Annotated in this window: 13 protein-coding genes; 8 read left to right on the top strand and 5 right to left on the bottom strand. The window is 70.7% G+C overall.

Annotation, left to right across the window (positions count from 1 at the left end):
• The first annotated feature begins 2 nt into the window (after positions 1–2).
• The 8 genes from murF (at position 3) to K9U15_RS09455 (ending at position 10,296) form a co-directional block, all read left to right on the top strand.
• Complete coding sequence (gene murF, locus K9U15_RS09490) at positions 3–1,499, top strand: UDP-N-acetylmuramoyl-tripeptide--D-alanyl-D-alanine ligase (protein WP_096226916.1); 1,497 nt, start codon at positions 3–5, stop codon at positions 1,497–1,499.
• A 1-nt stretch (position 1,500) separates the two neighbouring features.
• Positions 1,501–2,547 (top strand): phospho-N-acetylmuramoyl-pentapeptide-transferase, encoded by a 1,047-nt coding sequence (gene mraY, locus K9U15_RS09485; RefSeq protein ID WP_123674693.1) that lies wholly within the window; start codon positions 1,501–1,503, stop codon positions 2,545–2,547.
• Between the two features lie 3 nt (positions 2,548–2,550).
• Complete coding sequence (gene murD / locus K9U15_RS09480) at positions 2,551–4,272, top strand: UDP-N-acetylmuramoyl-L-alanine--D-glutamate ligase (RefSeq protein ID WP_123649920.1); 1,722 nt, start codon at positions 2,551–2,553, stop codon at positions 4,270–4,272.
• 8 nt (positions 4,273–4,280) lie between these two features.
• Complete coding sequence (locus K9U15_RS09475) at positions 4,281–5,711, top strand: FtsW/RodA/SpoVE family cell cycle protein (RefSeq protein WP_096226913.1); 1,431 nt, start codon at positions 4,281–4,283, stop codon at positions 5,709–5,711.
• Positions 5,712–5,713: 2 nt separating this feature from the next.
• Positions 5,714–6,814 carry an undecaprenyldiphospho-muramoylpentapeptide beta-N-acetylglucosaminyltransferase gene (gene murG / locus K9U15_RS09470; RefSeq protein WP_096226912.1) on the top strand — a complete coding sequence of 367 codons (1,101 nt, stop codon included), beginning with the start codon at positions 5,714–5,716 and terminating at the stop codon, positions 6,812–6,814.
• A gap of 53 nt (positions 6,815–6,867) precedes the next feature.
• The gene (gene murC / locus K9U15_RS09465; protein WP_096226911.1) at positions 6,868–8,328 is read left to right on the top strand and encodes a UDP-N-acetylmuramate--L-alanine ligase; all 1,461 of its coding nucleotides are present in this window, start codon (positions 6,868–6,870) and stop codon (positions 8,326–8,328) included.
• Between the two features lie 8 nt (positions 8,329–8,336).
• Positions 8,337–9,263, top strand: coding sequence for a UDP-N-acetylmuramate dehydrogenase (gene murB, locus K9U15_RS09460; RefSeq protein WP_087192000.1), 927 nt, complete (start codon positions 8,337–8,339; stop codon positions 9,261–9,263).
• 148 nt (positions 9,264–9,411) lie between these two features.
• The gene (locus K9U15_RS09455) at positions 9,412–10,296 is read left to right on the top strand and encodes a cell division protein FtsQ/DivIB (protein WP_231897333.1); all 885 of its coding nucleotides are present in this window, start codon (positions 9,412–9,414) and stop codon (positions 10,294–10,296) included.
• 26 nt (positions 10,297–10,322) lie between these two features.
• Here K9U15_RS09455 and K9U15_RS09450 read toward each other — a convergent pair whose 3' ends face one another.
• From K9U15_RS09450 to K9U15_RS09430, 5 genes are read right to left on the bottom strand one after another with little or no spacing between them, the layout of a single operon-like run.
• On the bottom strand, positions 10,323–11,603 hold the full coding sequence (locus K9U15_RS09450) for an aminotransferase class V-fold PLP-dependent enzyme (RefSeq protein WP_096226909.1): 1,281 nt from the start codon (positions 11,601–11,603) through the stop codon (positions 10,323–10,325).
• On the bottom strand, positions 11,600–12,163 hold the full coding sequence (locus K9U15_RS09445) for a hypothetical protein (RefSeq protein WP_227114973.1): 564 nt from the start codon (positions 12,161–12,163) through the stop codon (positions 11,600–11,602). Before K9U15_RS09445 ends, K9U15_RS09450 begins: the two co-directional genes overlap by 4 nt.
• On the bottom strand, positions 12,160–14,202 hold the full coding sequence (locus K9U15_RS09440; RefSeq protein WP_301155968.1) for an aldehyde ferredoxin oxidoreductase N-terminal domain-containing protein: 2,043 nt from the start codon (positions 14,200–14,202) through the stop codon (positions 12,160–12,162). The genes K9U15_RS09445 and K9U15_RS09440 overlap by 4 nt, the downstream gene beginning before the upstream one ends.
• A gap of 10 nt (positions 14,203–14,212) precedes the next feature.
• Positions 14,213–14,998, bottom strand: a complete 786-nt coding sequence (locus tag K9U15_RS09435) for a 4Fe-4S dicluster domain-containing protein (RefSeq protein ID WP_096226907.1) — start codon at positions 14,996–14,998, stop codon at positions 14,213–14,215.
• 5 nt (positions 14,999–15,003) lie between these two features.
• Positions 15,004–15,861 (bottom strand): cytochrome b/b6 domain-containing protein, encoded by an 858-nt coding sequence (locus tag K9U15_RS09430; RefSeq protein ID WP_096226906.1) that lies wholly within the window; start codon positions 15,859–15,861, stop codon positions 15,004–15,006.
• Positions 15,862–16,014 lie beyond the last annotated feature (153 nt).

The following is a 16,014-nucleotide window of genomic DNA, read 5'->3' as shown; positions in this document are numbered from 1 at the left end:
CTATGCGCCTGAACGCGAAGCAGATCGCGGCTTACACGGGCGGGACGTTCGCCGTGGAGCCGCTCGATCCCCGTGCGCTGCTCACGGGCATTACCTGGGACTCCCGCGACGTGTGCGCGGGAGACCTGTACGTGGCGCTGCCGGGCGAGCGCGCAGACGGGCACGACTTCGTGGCCGCGGCGCTCTCCGCGGGCGCGCTGGGCGCGCTGGTCATGCAGCCGGTGGCCGAGGACGTGCGGGCGCTCGCACGCGAGCTGGGCGCAGCCGTCATCGACGTGCCCGACACGGCGGGCGCCGTGACCGATCTTGCGCGCGAGTGGCGCTCCCACCTGCAGGGGCGCGTGATCGCGCTCACGGGCTCAACGGGCAAGACCACCACGAAGAACCTCGTGCGCGACGTGCTGGCGGCCGCGCATTCCGTGGTGGCCACGGTGGGCAACCAGAACAACGAGCTGGGCGTTCCCAAAACGCTGCTCTCGGCCGAACCGGAGACGGAGGCCGTGGTGGTGGAGATGGGCATGCGCGGCACCGGCCAGATAGCCGAGCTGTGCTCGTTCGTGCGCCCCGACTGGGGCCTGGTGGTGAACGTGGGCGAGAGCCACATCGAGCTTCTGGGCAGCCGCGAGAACATCGCGCGCGCCAAGGCGGAGCTCTTGCGCGAGCTGCCGGAGGGCACGGGACTCGCGTTCGTGAACGCGGCCGACGACTTCGCGGGCTTCGTGCGCGCCGAGGCCCGGCTGGACGCCCGGCGCGTGCCGTGCGTGCTTTTCGACGGCTCGCCGGACGCGGCCGCACGCCGCGTGGCCGCCGATGCGGCCGACGTGGTGCGCCCGGCCGTGTGGGCCGAGCAGGTGGAGCTGGACGAGCAGGGCCGCCCGCGCTTTGAGCTGCACGCCGCCGGCTTCGGCGGCTCGGACGCGGCCGCCCCGCACGGCGAGCAGGCCTCCTGCTCGCTCAACCTGCGCGGGCTGCACAACGTGGGCAACGCCTGCGCCGCGGCGGCCGTGGGCCGCGCGCTCGGCATGCCGCTTGCGGCCGTGGCGGCGGCGCTCGCGCACGCCGAGCCCGAGGCGGGGCGCCAGGAGGTGCTCGCCGCGCGCGGCGGCTTCACCGTGGTGAACGATGCCTACAATGCGAACCCCGACTCCATGCGCGCCTCGCTCACCACGTTCTGCGCGCTGGAGGTGCCGGGCCGCCGCGTGGCGGTGCTCGGCGACATGGGCGAGCTCGGCGACTTCGCGCGCGCCTGCCATGCGGGCGTCGGCGAGCTGGCGGGAACGCTGCCGCTCGACCGTCTCGTGTGCGTAGGCGAGCTGGCGATGCGTATCGCCGACGCCGCCGAGGCGGAGGGCATGGACGCGGCGCGCATCGTGCGCGCGGCGACGGTCTCCGACGTGCTCGGAGAGATGGATACGTACCTCGAGCCGGGCGACGCCGTGCTGGTGAAGGCGTCCCGCTTCATGGGTCTCGAGCGCGTGGTCGAAGGACTGGTCAACTGATATGTTTGCGATATTCTCCCACTACCCGACGTTCCTCGTGTTCCTGGCCATCGTGGCCGCCATCGTGGTCACGATGGTGCTCATGCCCGTATGGATCAAGTTCCTGAAGTCGAGCCATATCGGCCAGCAGGTGCGCGCCGACGGGCCCGAGAGCCACCTGGTGAAGCAGGGCACGCCCACCATGGGCGGCGTCATCATGCTCGTGGCCGTGATAGCCACGGCGCTCGTCATCGGCATGCCCACGCCCGAGACGTTCCTGCTCCTGGGCGCCACCGTGCTCACGGGCCTTCTGGGGCTCGTGGACGACGCCTCGAAGGTGGTGAAGGAGCGCTCGCTCGGCCTCACGCCGAAGGCGAAGCTCGCGGGCCAGTTCGCCATCGCCACCGTGTTCACGCTCGTGGCGGTGAACTGGCTGGGGGTGGCCCCCACGGTGGAGATACCCTTCGTGTACACGTTCGACCTGGGGCTGCTCACCACGGTGGTGCCCGTGGGCGACGGCATAGCCATCCCGTGGCTCTACCTGATATTCGCGAACATCCTGCTGGTGGGCATGTGCAACGCCGTGAACCTCACCGACGGCCTGGACGGCCTGGCGGCGGGCACGGTGATGATCGTGATGATAGTGATGGCCGCCATCGCGTACCGCTCCGATATGCTGGAGCCCGCCATCTTCGCGGCGGCGCTCGCGGGCGCGTGCATCGGCTTCCTGTGGTTCAACTCGTTCCCGGCCGACATCTTTATGGGCGACACCGGCTCGCTCGCGCTCGGTATGGCGCTGGGGTGCCTGGCCGTGCTCACGAAGACCGAGTTCGTGTCCATCATCATCGGCGGCCTGTTCGTGGCCGAGGCCCTGTCCGTCATGATCCAGGTGTTCTACTACAAGAAGACGAGGAAGCGCATCTTCCTCATGGCGCCCTTGCACCACCACTTCGAGAAGAAGGGGTGGAGCGAGACGAAGGTGGTCGTGCGCTTCTGGATCGTGTCGGGCGTGCTGGCGGCCTGCGGCTTCTCGCTGTACTTCGCCCAGACGCTCATGGCGGTGGCGTAGCGGATGGCGCGCGGGGACCTGATACCGGGAAGGAAGCACGCGCCGCAGCACCTCGGGCGCGTGCTCGTTTTGGGGCTGGGGAAGAGCGGCCGGGCGGCCGTGGAGTACCTGCTGCCGCTGGTGGGCGGGCGCGTGGACGCGCTGGCCGTGGCGGCCGGCGCGCGCACGGAGGCCTCCGAGGCGTTCGCTGCCGAGGCGGCGGCGCGCGGCGCGCTCGTGGCGTTCGGCGACGGCGCCGTGGCGGAGCTGGCCGCAAGGGCCGCGCAAGGTGCGGGCGGCGATGGCGGCGCCGCGCGGGAAGCCGGCGCCGCGCCGGCTTTCGACCTTGGCATAGCGAGTCCCGGCATCCCGCAGTTCTCGGCGTTCTACCAGGCGGCGGCCGCCTCGTGCTCCGAGCTGGTGAGCGAGGTCGAGTTCGCCTGGCGCGAGAGCGCCGCCGACAGCCGCTGGGTGGCCGTGACGGGCACGAACGGCAAGACGACGGTCTGCGCGCTCGCCGCGCATGTGCTGGCGGGCGCCGGCCTGGCCGCTGCCGCCGTCGGCAACATCGGTGACCCGTGCATCTCCGCGGTGGGCGCGGGCGCCACGGACGTGTACGTGGCCGAGGTGTCGTCCTACCAGCTGGCGTCCACGGTGCGCTTCGCGCCTAACGTGGCCGTGCTGCTGAACATCACGCCCGACCACCTGCACTGGCATCGCAGCTTCGAGGCGTACCGCGACGCGAAGCTCAAGCTGCTGGCGAACTTGGCCGGCGTGCCGGGGGCCGTGGCCGTGCTCGATGCGACGAACGATGTCGTGCGTGCCGAGGTGCGCCGCCTGCGCGCGCTGGGCGAGGGCGGGCGCGGCTTCGCGTACGTGCCGATGGGCACGGCCGAGGGCCTGGGCGGCGACATGCGCGCGCGGTGCGGCAGCGACAACGCCGCGTTCCTCGATGCCGACGGCATGCTGTGCGTGGCGCTGGACGGCAAGGAGCACAAGGCGGGGCGTGCCGGCGACTTGCAGGTCAAGGGCGCGCACAACGCCTCGAACGCGCTGGCCGTGGCAGCCGCCGCGTTCGCGCTCGGCGTGGACGACCCCGACGTGGCGGCGCATCTGCGCTCGTTCAAGCCGCTCGAGCACCGCATCGAGCCCTGCGGCACCGTTGCGGGCGTGACCTGCTACAACGACTCCAAGGCCACGAACGTCGACGCGACGCTCACCGCGCTGGCCGCGTTCCCCGAGACGCGCCCCATCGTGCTGCTCGGCGGCGACGACAAGGGCACCGACCTGGCCCCCCTCGTGGCGGCCGCCCGCGCCCGCGCGCGCGGCGTCGTCTGCTTCGGGGCGGCGGGCCCGCGCTTCGCGACGGCGTTCGGGGCTCCGGTGGGCTGCCGGCCGTCGGAACCGGCCGATGCCGCGGCTTCCCCCGGCACCCCGCCTCGCGGCGAGGCCGAGGACTCGCGTACCGAAGTACGCCACGCCCTCGCCCTCCCCACGATGCGGGGCGCCGGGGAAACCCTCGCTGACCTTGGTGGACCTGCGGGTCGGGACGGCAGCGACTTCGCCGTCCTCCAGGCATCGCACCTGGAGGACGCCCTCGACGCGGCGCTTGCCATCGCGGGCGCGGGCGACGTCGTGCTGCTGTCGCCGGCCTGCGCGTCGTTCGACGAGTTCGGCTCGTACGAGGAGCGCGGCCGTGCGTTCAAGGCGCTCGTGGCCGAACGCTCCGCGCGCGTGGAAGCGTAAGGGCCTCCATGGCCGCCGCACGCGTCGACAGGCAGGGGATACCTGCGCATATCATGGGCCCCCGGCTCGTCCTCATGCTGTCCGTGCTGGCGCTCACGCTGCTCGGCTTCGTCATGATCTACTCCACGTCGTCGGTCATCGCGCTGGCTTCCGCGTCGGCCGACGCGGTGGCGACGGTCGATCCCATGGCCGACACGCTCAGCCAGATCAAGTTCGCCGTCGTGGGCATCGTGGTCGCGCTGGCCGTGTGGAAGTTCGTCCCCTATTCCGTTTGGCGCGGCAATTTGGTGTGGGCGGTGTGGCTTCTCGCGTTCGTGCTGCTGGTGGCCACCATGTTCTCGGGGGCGGGCGAGGACGAGTGGGGCGCGCAGCGCTGGCTCGTGCTCGGTCCGGCAAGCCTGCAGCCCTCGGAGTTCGCGAAGATCGCGCTCGTGCTGGTGGCTGCGCGGCTCTTCGACGACTTCCGCGAGGGGACGCTTTCGGTACCGCAGTTCTTCGTGATGGTGTTTCTTCTGGTGCTGGCGCCGGTGCTCGTCATCTTGGGTCCCCAGTCCGACTTGGGCACGGCCATGATCTGCGTCGTGGGCATCCTTGCGGTCATGTGGCTGGGCGAGGTTCCCGCGCGGACCATGCTCGTCGTGGTGGGCGTGGTGGTGGCGCTGGGCATGGTGGGCATCTTCGGCACGGAGTACCGCCGCGAGCGCCTGATGGTGTTCTTGAATCCGTGGAACGACGGCGAGGGGGGCTACGGCAACGGCTACCAGCTCATCCATTCGCTCTACGCGCTTGCCGGCGGGGGGCTCTTCGGCGTGGGGCTGGGCAACTCGCACGAGAAGTACCTGTACCTCACGCAGTCCGACACCGACTTCATCTTCGCCATCATCGGCGAGGAGCTGGGCCTGGTGGGGGCGGTCGCGGTGATCGCGCTGTTCCTGCTCGTGCTGTGGGCGGGCATGCGCATCGCGCGCACGGCGCCCGACAACTTCGGCACCATGGTGGCGGGCGGCTGCACCATCATGATCGTGTTCCAGGCGTTCCTGAACATAGCCATGGTCATGGGCTGGTTCCCCGTCGTGGGCAAGCCGCTGCCGTTCATCTCGTCGGGAGGCTCGTCGCTCATCGCCACGTTTATCATGGTGGCGCTCATCCTGTCCGTGTCGCAGGGGGCGGTGGACGACTCGCTCGCGCCCGCGCGGCGGCGCGCCGACCTGCGCATCGTGCGCGCCGAGCCGGACGAGCCGCGCTCCGGCGGCAGCCGCGGAGGCGCGGGCGCGGGAGGGTCCGGGCGTGCGGGCAAGCGCGGCGGGACGGCTTCGTCGTCGGCATCGTCCGACGGCATCGGGTGGGACGCGGTGAGCTCGCGCTCGAGGCGGCGCGACAACGCGGGCGCGGGGCGGTCGGGTGCATCCGGCTCGTCGGCGCGCCGAGGCAGGAGGTAAGCATGTTGGTCGTACTTTCCGGCGGCGGGACCGCCGGCCATATCAACCCGGCGCTCGCGCTGGCCGACGAGCTTCGGGCCCGCGGTTGCGACGTGCGCTTCGCCGGCACGCCCCAGGGCGTGGAGGCGCGGCTCGTGGCCGAGGCGGGCATCCCGTTCACGCCGTTCGAGGCGGCGGGGTTCAACCGCAACCATCCGCTCACGCTGCCGAAGGCCGTGGCGAAGATACAGCGGAGCACCGGGCGCGCGAAGGCGTGGCTCGCCGAGCTCGGCGCCGACGTCGTGGTGGGCTTCGGCGGCTACGTGTGCATCCCGGTGGGGCGAGCGGCCGAGAAGCTGGGCGTGCCCGTGGTGGTGCACGAGCAGAACTCGGTCATGGGCATGGCGAACAAGTACCTGGCGAAGCGGGCCGCCGCCGTGTGCCTGACCTACGAACATGCGGCCGGTGCGCTCGACGAAGGCGCGCGCTCGCGCATCGCCGTCACGGGCAATCCCGTGCGCAAGAGCGTGTTCGATGCCACGCGCGAGGACGGGCGCGCGCGCTTCGGCGTGCCCGAGGACGCGCGCCTTCTGCTGGTGACGGGCGGCAGCCTGGGCGCGCGCCACCTGAACCAGGCCGTCTGCGCGCTGAAGGACGAGCTGCTGGCCGCCGGCGACGTGCACGTCGTCCACGTGACGGGCCCGAAGGAGCTCGACGCCGTCGCCGGGCAGCTGGCGCTCACGCCCGCCGAGGAGAAGCGGTGGCACCTGTTCGGCTACACGGACCATATGGGCGAGGCCATGGCCGCCGCCGACGCCATCGTGTCGCGCGCGGGGGCCACGTCGCTCGCGGAGATATCGGCGCGCGCCATCCCGGCGCTGCTCGTTCCGTTCCCATTCGCCACGGAGGACCACCAGACCACGAACGCGCGCGCCTACGTGGAGGCGGGCTGCGCGTACATGCTGGCGGACGCCGACGTGGAGGGGCCGGAGTTCGCGCGGCTCGTGCGCTCGCTCCTGGACGACGCGGCCGTGCGGGAGCGCATGGCCGCTGCGGCGCGCGCGCAGAAGACGGCCGACGCGGCCGCCAAATTGGCAGATGTTGTGATGGGGGCCGCGCGGTAGCGAACGTTGGCTACCATGGAAGCGCACCCGAGGGAAGGGCAGTTAAGGATATCATGGACACACAGCGCATAGAATCGGTTCACTTCGTCGGCGTGGGCGGGGTGGGCATGAGCGGCATCGCGCGCGTCGCCTTCGACCAGGGCCTGCGCGTGAGCGGGTCGGATCTCAAGGAGAGCCGCTACACCAAGCAGCTGAAGGCCGCCGGCATCGACGTGCGCATCGGCCACGACCCGGCCAACCTGCCGGGCGGCCCCGGGCGCGACGACGCCTCGCCCGACGTGGTGGTGGTGTCCACGGCCATCCTGGACAACAACCCCGAGCTCATCGCCGCCAAGGAGCGGGGCCTGGCCATCTGGCACCGTGCGCAGATGCTCGCGCACCTGGGCCGCGACCTGGAGACGCTTGCCGTGGCGGGCACGCACGGCAAGACCACCACGTCGTCCATGCTGGCCAGCGTGCTGGACGCCATGGGCGAGGACCCCACGTTCCTCATCGGCGGCATCGTGCGCTCCTACGGCACGAACGCGCACTCGGGGTCGGGCCGGCACTACGTGGTGGAGGCCGACGAGAGCGACAAGTCGTTCACGTACCTGTCGCCGCGCGCGGTGCTCGTGACGAACATCGAGGCCGACCACCTGGACCACTACCGCGACCTCGACGAGATCTACGAGAAGTTCGCCGCGTTCATCGGCTCGGTGCCTGCGGACGGCGGCGTGGTGGTGGCCTGCGGCGACGACGAGCAGCTTGCGGCGCTTGCGCGCGCCGCGGGCCGCACGCTGGTCACGTACGGCTTCGGCGAAGGCTGCGACGCGCGCATCGTGTCCTTCGAGCCGCAGGGCGTGGGCAGCGATTTCGTGCTGGCCCTGCCCGACGGCCGCCAGCTGTCCGCCCACGTCAAGCAGAACCCGGGCCGCCACAACGTGCTGAACGCCGCCGGCGTCATCGTGCTCGCGGACGCGCTCGGCATGGACGCCGAGGCCGCTGCCCGCGCCATGGCCGGGTTCGCCGGGGTGCGCCGCCGCTTCGACCTCGTGGGCGAGGCTGCCGGCATCACCGTGGTGGACGACTACGCGCACCATCCCACCGAGATCGCCGCCACCATCGGCGCGGCGTCGCAGCTGGGCTTCCGCCACGTGCACGTGCTGTTCCAGCCGCACCGCTACTCGCGCGTGCCGCTGTTCACCGAGGTGCTGAAGGACGAGTTCGGCAGCGCGTTCGACGCGGCCGACACCGTCACGTTCATGGACGTGTACCCGGCGGGCGAGGCGCCCGTGCCCGGCGTGAGCGGCAAGACGTTCCTGAACGTGGTGCTGGACCATGCGGGGCACCCCGAGGCGGCCTACGTGCCGCGCCGCGTGGAGGTGGTGCCGTACCTGGCGGCGAAGGCCGCGGAGGGCGACCTGGTCATCACCATGGGCGCGGGCGACGTGACGGCCATCGGGCCGCAGCTCGTGGACGCGCTCGCGGCCGGGGCCGCCGGGGCGGCCGGCGCTCCCGGCGCCGCCGGGAGGTGAGGCGGGCCGTGTCCGCACGCCATACCACCGAGCTCGAGGCGCTGCTCGTGGACGACCGCTTCGACGGCGACGTCTATCCGGCGGAGCCCATGGCGCGCCACACCATGTACCGCATCGGCGGCCCTGCGCGCTTCTACGTGCAGACGGCCTCCGTGGGCGCGCTCGTGCGGCTTGTCGAGGTGTGCGAGCGCACGGGCGTGCCCTGGGTCGTGGTGGGACGCGGGAGCAACCTGCTGGTGGCCGACGAGGGCTTTCCCGGCGTGGTGGTCACGCTCGGGCGCGACTTCCGCACCTGCCGCTTCGACGAGGAGGCCGGCCGGTTCTGCGTGGGTGCGGGCGTGCCGCTGTCGTCGGTGGTGCAGGAGGCGTTCCGCCGCTCGCTTGCGGGGCTGGAGTTCGCCGTGGGCACGCCGGGCACCGTGGGCGGCGCGCTGCGCATGAACGCCGGCTCGCGCGACGAGTGGATCGGCGCGCGCGTGGCGTCCGTGACCACGCTCTCGCCCGGGCGGGGCCTCGCGCGACGCGCCGGCGACGAGATCGGCTGGGACTACCGCACCAGCTCGTTCGCGCCGGACGAGGTCATCGTGGAATGCGAACTTTCCGTAGAGCCGGCCGATCCGTTCTTCATCCGCGGTAAGATGGAGGCGTCGCTGGCGCGGCGGAAGAAGACGCAGCCGCTCACGGATCCCTCGTGCGGCAGCGTGTTCCGCAACCCGCCGGGGGAGTCGGCCGGGTCGCTCGTGGAGCGCGCCGGGCTCAAGGGCATGCGGATCGGCGGCGCCCAGGTGTCGGAGCTGCATGCGAACTTCATCGTGAACACGGGCGACGCCACGGCGCGCGACGTGAAGGACCTCATCGAACTCGTACAGGCGAAGGTAAGCGAAACGTATGGCATCGAATTACAACCGGAAGTCCGCTTCCTCGGGTTCGCGTAAGGCCCGCGGGGCGACGACGCCCGGCCGGGGCGCCCGCGCGTCGTCGTCTGCGTCCCGGCCGTCGGGACGCGGTGCCGCCCGCAGCAGCGCTGGCCGCGCCCCGGCCGGACGGTCCTCCCGCCCCTCGCAGCAGGGCGCCTACCGCGCCATGCCCGGCGGGCGCTATCCCGCCGCCGGCTCCGGCGGATACCCGCAGCAGCGCCTGACCTCGGTACGCGTGGGCGACCTCGACCGCGCCGAGCGGGCGAGCCGCGCGCAGAGCACGTACCGCCGCCATGTCGTGCGCCTCGCCGTGGTCGCCTCGCTCGTGGCCGCGCTCGTCATCGGCGCCGTCGTCGCGTACAATTCCAGCCTGTTCGCCGTGGAGAACGTCACCGTGAGCGGCGTGGAGCATCTCACCACCGAGGACATGACGGCCATGGCGAACGTGCCCGCGAACACCACGCTCCTGCGCGTGGACGCCGCCGGCATCCGCGAGCGCCTGCTCAAGAACGCCTGGGTGGCCGACGCCGAGGTGAAGCGCGTGTTCCCGAACACGCTGGAGCTGGCCGTGACCGAGCGCACCATCGCGGCCGTGGTGGCCGTGCCCACCGAGGACGCCAAGTCCGTGAAGCAGTGGGCCATCGCGTCGGACCATATGTGGCTCATGCCCATCCCCGACCAGGACTCCGAGGCGGGCAAGAGGACCAGCCCCAAGGTCTACGAGGACGCCGCGGCCGTGCTGTCCATCACCGACGTGCCCTACGGCACGAAGGCCGAGATCGGCACGTACTGCTCCGACGACAACGTGAACAACGCGCTCGACATCGTGTCGGGCATGACCACCGAGCTCGCGGGCCGCGTGACGAAGGTGTCGGCCACCGATGCCGAGGGCACCACGCTCACGCTGGACGACAACGTGGAGATAGCGTTCGGCAAGGCCGAGGACATCCGCGACAAGGAGCGCGTCGTGCTGAAGATCATGGAGGAGAACCCCACGGTCGTCTACATCAACGTGCGCGCGGTGGACCGCCCCACGTGGAGGGCGCTGTAGGGAGGGAGGCGCCGCCGCTTCCCTCCCTACAGCATCGCCGCCGCCATGAGGCTCGCCGCGTCCTGGCGCGCCGCCTCCACGGCCTCGAGGAAGCGGTCGACGTCGCGCTCGGAGGTGTAGACGCCGGCGCTGGCGCGGCAGACGGCCTCCGCGCCCAGGTGGCGCACCAGGGGCTGGGCGCAGTGGGCGCCCGAGCGCACCGCCACGTTGCGCCGGTCCAGGGCGTGCGCCGCCAGGTCGGCGCCCACGCCGCGCACGTTGAAAGCCACGATGCCGCAGCGCTCCTCCGCCCCGCCCGGTCCGGGGCCGTAGAGGCGCGCCGACGGGATGGCCGCCAGGCCGGCGGCCATGCGGCGGGCGAGCGTCTCGCCGTGGGCGTGCACAGCCTCCATGCCCAGACCCTCCAGAAAGCGCGCCGCGGCGGCCATCCCGATGGCGCCCGCGGCGTTCGGCGTGCCCGCCTCGAGACCTGCGGGGAAGCCCTTGAACGTGAAACCCTGCTCGAACACGGCCTCCACCATGCCGCCTCCGCGCAGAAGAGGCTGGAGCGCCACGGCGGCGCCGCGTCGCGCGTACAGCGCGCCCACGCCCATCGGGCCGTACATCTTGTGGCCCGAGAACGCCGCGAAGTCCGCGCCGAGCACATGCAAATCGACGGGCAGGTGGGCCACGCTCTGGGCGCAGTCGAGCACGACGAGCGCGTCCGCGCCGCGTGCCGCGCGGACGATGCGCTCCACCGGTTGGATGCAGCCGAGCACGTTCGACACGTGCGACACGGCAACGATGCGCGTGCGCGGACCTATGACGCGGTCGATCTCGTCGTCGGGGATGCGCCCTTGCCGGTCGGGCACGATATGGCGCACTTTCGCCCCTGCGATCCGCGCTACCGTGAGCCACGGCACGAGGTTGCTGTGGTGCTCCAGAAGCGACACGGCAACCTCGTCGCCTGGGTGCAGCAGCCCCGCCAGGCCGTAGGCCAGCTGGTTGAGGGCGCACGTCGTCCCGCTCGTGAAGGCAATCTCGTCGGCGTCGGCGCCCACGAGGCGGGCCACATCGCGCCGCGCAGCCTCGAGGGCCTCCGTTGCCGCCGTGCCCAAGCGGTGCGCCCCGCGGTGGGGGTTCGCGTTGACCGTGCGGTAAAAGGCGTCGAGGGCCTCCAGCACGCAGGAAGGCTTCTGCGTCGTGGCGGCGCTGTCCAGGTACACGAGGCCGCCGTCCCCGGCGGCCTCGTGCGCGAGCAAGGGGAAGTCCTCCGGCGCGGCGAGCGCGCCGGAGGGTGGCGACGGATGCGCGCCCTCCCGCGTCATAGCGATGCCGCGCCTTCGCCAAGGGGTGCCCTGTCGTGCTCGTCGCCCTCGGTGCCGCCCCTGGCTCCCTCTAATGCCCCGTACTGCACCATGCGCAGCGCGAGCAGCCGCTGGACGCCCTGCAGTCGGTCGTGGTACGGGTCCTCCGCCGGGCATTCCTCGGCCAGCGCGTCGGCCAGCGCCTCGTCGCCCACCGTTCCGCGCACCCATGCGGCGAACGCATCCACGTCGATGAGCTTGATGATCTGGTCCGACGCCTTGCCGATGTTCGCCTGGTCGCGATCGAGCAGGAACACGGCGGCGCTCTTCAGATTGTAAAGGTACAGGTCGGACCCGCCTTTCGAGGGCACCATGCGTCCCGCCACGAAGTGCTCTCCCCAGGAGAGCTCCCGCAGCGCACGCTCGGCCTGCGCGCCGTCGGGCATCGGGAAGCGCCGGCATGCCTCGGCCAAACCGGGGATCTCCTCGAGCATCGCGCCTTCGCCCCCGGGCGGGAAGGGAGCGGCGACGTCCGCTCCCTCTTCCCCGACGGCACGCTCGGCGACGTCTGCCCCGCTCACGATCCCAGCTTCCCGGCGGTCTCGAGCGCGTCGGCGGCAAAGCCCAGCCCCAACGTCTCCAGGCCGGCCCGCGTCGGGCGCCCGGTGGACTCCTCGAAGCCCTCGTGCACGTAGAACCGCGACTTGAAGTCCTCGAACTTCTCGCGGTCGAGCGTGCGGCCCTGGCACAGCGAATAGCTCCACGTTCCGTTTTCGCACACCACGAGCGGGAAGGGCTTCGTGGTCTTCACGTCGTACACGTAGTTCGCGAACACCTCCTGGTCGCGGTGGCGTCCCTCGAGCGCCCAGATGGCGCGGTCGAGCACCCAGAACTTGTGCCCCAGCTCGATGCTCTCCTCGTAGGAGAGGTCGCGCCCGGTGACGGCCTGGAAGAACTTCACCTCGTACTCGGGCGTGGCGCCGTAGGTCGAGCCCGTCTCGGCGGTGTGCTTGCGGCTGACGAAGTTCGGCCACACCCAGTCGCACATGCCGAGCGACTGCAGCCAGAAACGCCCGTAGGCCCGGTTCCAGTGGATCTCGCGCACGCGCGCGTCGGTGTAGATGCCCTCCTCGCTCCAGTCGAAGCACAGCGGGTCGCCCAGGCCGGACTGGTCGGCCAGCTGCTTGGCCATGTTCTCGGCCGACACGGGCGGCTCGGCGCCGGTGAGCACCGCCATGATGGAGGTGTTGTACACCGCGTTGTGCACGCCGTGCTCGTTGATGTCGCGCTCGCTGAAGATGCTGCCGTAGCTCCACTCCACCTCGGCGCGCGGCTCGTTGTGCTCGCAGTAGCCCCAGTTCGGGCGCGCGAGCAGGCCCGTGGACGTGTCCTCGTCCCAGCGCCCCCACTTCTGCGCGGCGCGCGCGATGCCCTCGGCCAGATCGTCGCCGATCTCGCGGCGGTAGGCGATGCGCATCAGCAGCTCCTCGATGAACGCGTAGGTCCCGTACTTCTCGAAGGGCAGGTCGGTGTCGATGTCCTTGCCCTTGCCCATGACGCCCATCTTGTACAGGTTGTGCAAGTACACGGGCATGTCGATCTCGTAGCCGTTCAGGCCCAGCTTCGACAGCAGGCTGTAGGCGGCCAGCTGCTCGTCGATCTTGCCCGAGTCGGTGAAGTAGAGGCCGGCCGAGCAGGTCAGCTCGTTGCCCACGCCGCCGGGGTAGAGGTTGCGGCAGTTCTTGAAGCACCCGCGGCAGCCCTCGGCGCGCGATACCGTGGGGCTTGTGTCCAGCACGGTGGATGCGGCTCCCGGGCTGCCCGGCGCGCCCGGCACCTTGCCGGCGTCGATGTCGTAGCCGAACTTCTGCTGCACCTCGAGGCGCAGGCGCACGAGCGCGGCGGGGTCGGCGATGGGGATGCTCTTAGAGCCGATGAAGCTCATGGCCTTCAGGTTCTTCGCGCCGAACACCGCGCCGAAGCCGCTCTGGCCCGTCACGTGGCCGGCGTCATGCACGATGCACGACACGCGCGCGAGGTTCTCGCCGGCCGGCCCGATGCAGATGACGGAGGGGCGCTGCGTCGTGCGCCCGCCGTCGCGGCTGCCCGTGAGCTCGTACCATGAGCCTTGCGGCGTGCCGTGCGTCACCTCGTCCCAGATGCGCTCCTGGCACTCGAAGGCGTCGAGGCCCCAGAGGTCGGTGGCGTCGTTGAACGTCACCTGGTCGTTCACCACGCTGATCCATACGGGCGCGTCGGCCTTGCCGCGCACGACGCAGGCGTCGTAGCCCGCTTCCTTCATCATGCCGGCCAGGCGGCCGCCCATGCTGGAACGGTTGTACCATTCGGGCAGCGAGAACGGGCTGATGCCCGTGAACTCGCAGCGCGCCGACGCGGCCGGGACCACGGCGCCCGAGAACGGCGTGGTGGCGAACACGAGCACGTTCTTCGGGTCGACGGCTTCCACGGTCTTGTCCTCGCAGTAGTCCCAGAACAGCTTCGAGGCCATCCCGTGGCCGCCCACCCATTCGATATAGGGGTCGGTGTCGATGGTCTCGGACGTCCGGTCGTCCAGGTTCACGATGAGTATCTTGCCGGCGTAGCCGTAGTGTTCGGTCATGGTGCTCCTCCTACTTCTCGTTCGATCCGGCTGCCGCCTGAGCCGCCGTGCCTCCGGCGCCGTACCCGAGCCGGGCCGGCGGGATGCGCGCCTCGTCGTCGCTCGGCAGGCCTATCTCCAGGTAATGGTCGTTGCGCAGGTTGGCCGTGTAGCCCTCGTCGGTCTGCACCGGCAGCTCGTTCGTGAAGCTGATGGCCTTCATGGGGCAGATCTCCACGCACAGCTGCTTGCCGCCGACGCCGCCCGCCTCGTCCCAGTAGGGCGTGTTCTTGCACAGGTCGCACTTCTGCGCGTGCTTGTCCTCGAAGTTCCACTGCACGCGCGACGGCGTGAAGGGGCACGCCTCCACGCAGCGCTCGCAGCCGATGCACTTGCCCTCGTCCACCAGGCGCACGCCCGTGTCCGGATCGGCATGCATGGCGCCCACGGGGCAAGCTTCCACGCAGGAGGGGTAGGGGCACTGGCGGCACTGGTTCTGCTGCACGTCGTTCGTGGGGAAGCTGCCCAGGGCGTTCTTCATCACCTGTATGCGCGAAAGCGAGGTGTTGATGCGTCCCAGGTGCGAGAGCGAGCATGCGATGACGCAGGTCTCGCAGCCGGCGCACTTCTTCGCGTCGACCAGCAGGTAGCCTTGGCTCGCCTCGATGGCGTACACGTCGTCCGGCAAGAGCAGCGCCGTTATGCCGCCGCCCAGCACCACGCCGATGCCCAGCCCGCCGATGCCGGCGAGGAACTGGCGCCGCGAAAGGCCGCTCTTCCTCTGCGCGCCTGCCGCGCGTTCGTTCGTATCTGCCATCTCTCTCATCTCCTTTGAGACCCGGGCGTACCCGTTGCGGGCGCCGCGGTCATCGTCGTGTCGGGGGCTGTCGCGGGCGCGGTTCTTTCGCAGGAGCCCTCGCCGGCAGTGCGCTCGTCATGCTCGCGCTGCAACCGATCGAGCCATCCCCGGTGCTCCTTCTCGGCCTCGGAAAGCGGCATCCAGCCCGTGAACATGGACGGGAACGTCTTCCAGGAGAACGGCGCGATGACGGCGAAGAACACATGGGCTGCCAGGAACACCAGCATGAGGGCGGCGGCGATGTCGTGGATCCAGAACATGACGTTCATCAGGCCGTCGGGCAGTGCGAGGAACACGTGTGCCGCCGCTTTGAACAGGCCGCTGACCACCAGCAGCGCGGCCGTGACCACGGCCATGACGTAGGCGGCCTTCTCGCTTTCGAAGTACTTGTCCTCGGGCGGCATCGTGAACTTCTTGATGCCCACGAGCAGGCTGTAGTGGCGGACGGTGTAGGACACGACGTTCTTCGTGGGCAGGTGCTCGTGCAGCCGCCACTGAGACACGATCGTGTTGCCCAGGTAGTAGAACGTCCCGAACAGGAACACGACCGCGGCCACGAAGTGCACGTTCTGCCAGACAATGGCCGCCGGGCCGTCGTCGACGAACGCGGGGGTGAACCGCAGGCCCAAGATGATGCCCGAGACAAGGCAGACGGTCGTGCCTGCGGCATGGGCCCAATGGGAGATGCGCGCGGGAGCGTCGTGGCGAAATACCCGGTCGCCGGATAAGAAGGGGTCTGTCCTCTTGGTGAACGCGGAGAGGAGCAGACCGAGGAACGGCGCCAGGGCGACGAGCCAGGGCGCTTGGTCGAACCAAGGCATGAGGCTTCCTTTCGACGTGCTTCGCCCGGCCCCTTGGGGCTTGGCGAAAATCGGTGCTGGGGGGGGGGTCTAATCGCGCCGGAGGAGGCGCACGACGCGATTAGACCTTGTAGGAGGTGAGCACGAGCGGAGCCATGGGGACTCCCTTCCTGT

The organism is Gordonibacter sp. RACS_AR68 (assembly GCF_030418485.1).
In the GTDB taxonomy this organism is placed as follows: domain Bacteria; phylum Actinomycetota; class Coriobacteriia; order Coriobacteriales; family Eggerthellaceae; genus Gordonibacter; species Gordonibacter urolithinfaciens.
This window is presented reverse-complemented; position numbering and strand designations above follow the sequence as displayed.

Bases quoted from the DNA above. Each gene is read 5' to 3' on its own strand.
- K9U15_RS09430 (WP_096226906.1), bottom strand. From the start codon at position 15,861: ATGCCTTGGTTCGACCAAGCGCCCTGGCTCGTCGCCCTGGCGCCGTTC.
- murF (WP_096226916.1), top strand. From the start codon at position 3: ATGCGCCTGAACGCGAAGCAGATCGCGGCTTACACGGGCGGGACGTTC.
- K9U15_RS09440 (WP_301155968.1), bottom strand. From the start codon at position 14,202: ATGACCGAACACTACGGCTACGCCGGCAAGATACTCATCGTGAACCTG.
- murD (WP_123649920.1), top strand. From the start codon at position 2,551: ATGGCGCGCGGGGACCTGATACCGGGAAGGAAGCACGCGCCGCAGCAC.
- murG (WP_096226912.1), top strand. From the start codon at position 5,714: ATGTTGGTCGTACTTTCCGGCGGCGGGACCGCCGGCCATATCAACCCG.
- K9U15_RS09475 (WP_096226913.1), top strand. From the start codon at position 4,281: ATGGCCGCCGCACGCGTCGACAGGCAGGGGATACCTGCGCATATCATG.
- K9U15_RS09450 (WP_096226909.1), bottom strand. From the start codon at position 11,603: ATGACGCGGGAGGGCGCGCATCCGTCGCCACCCTCCGGCGCGCTCGCC.
- mraY (WP_123674693.1), top strand. From the start codon at position 1,501: ATGTTTGCGATATTCTCCCACTACCCGACGTTCCTCGTGTTCCTGGCC.
- K9U15_RS09435 (WP_096226907.1), bottom strand. From the start codon at position 14,998: ATGGCAGATACGAACGAACGCGCGGCAGGCGCGCAGAGGAAGAGCGGC.
- K9U15_RS09455 (WP_231897333.1), top strand. From the start codon at position 9,412: ATGCCCGGCGGGCGCTATCCCGCCGCCGGCTCCGGCGGATACCCGCAG.
- murC (WP_096226911.1), top strand. From the start codon at position 6,868: ATGGACACACAGCGCATAGAATCGGTTCACTTCGTCGGCGTGGGCGGG.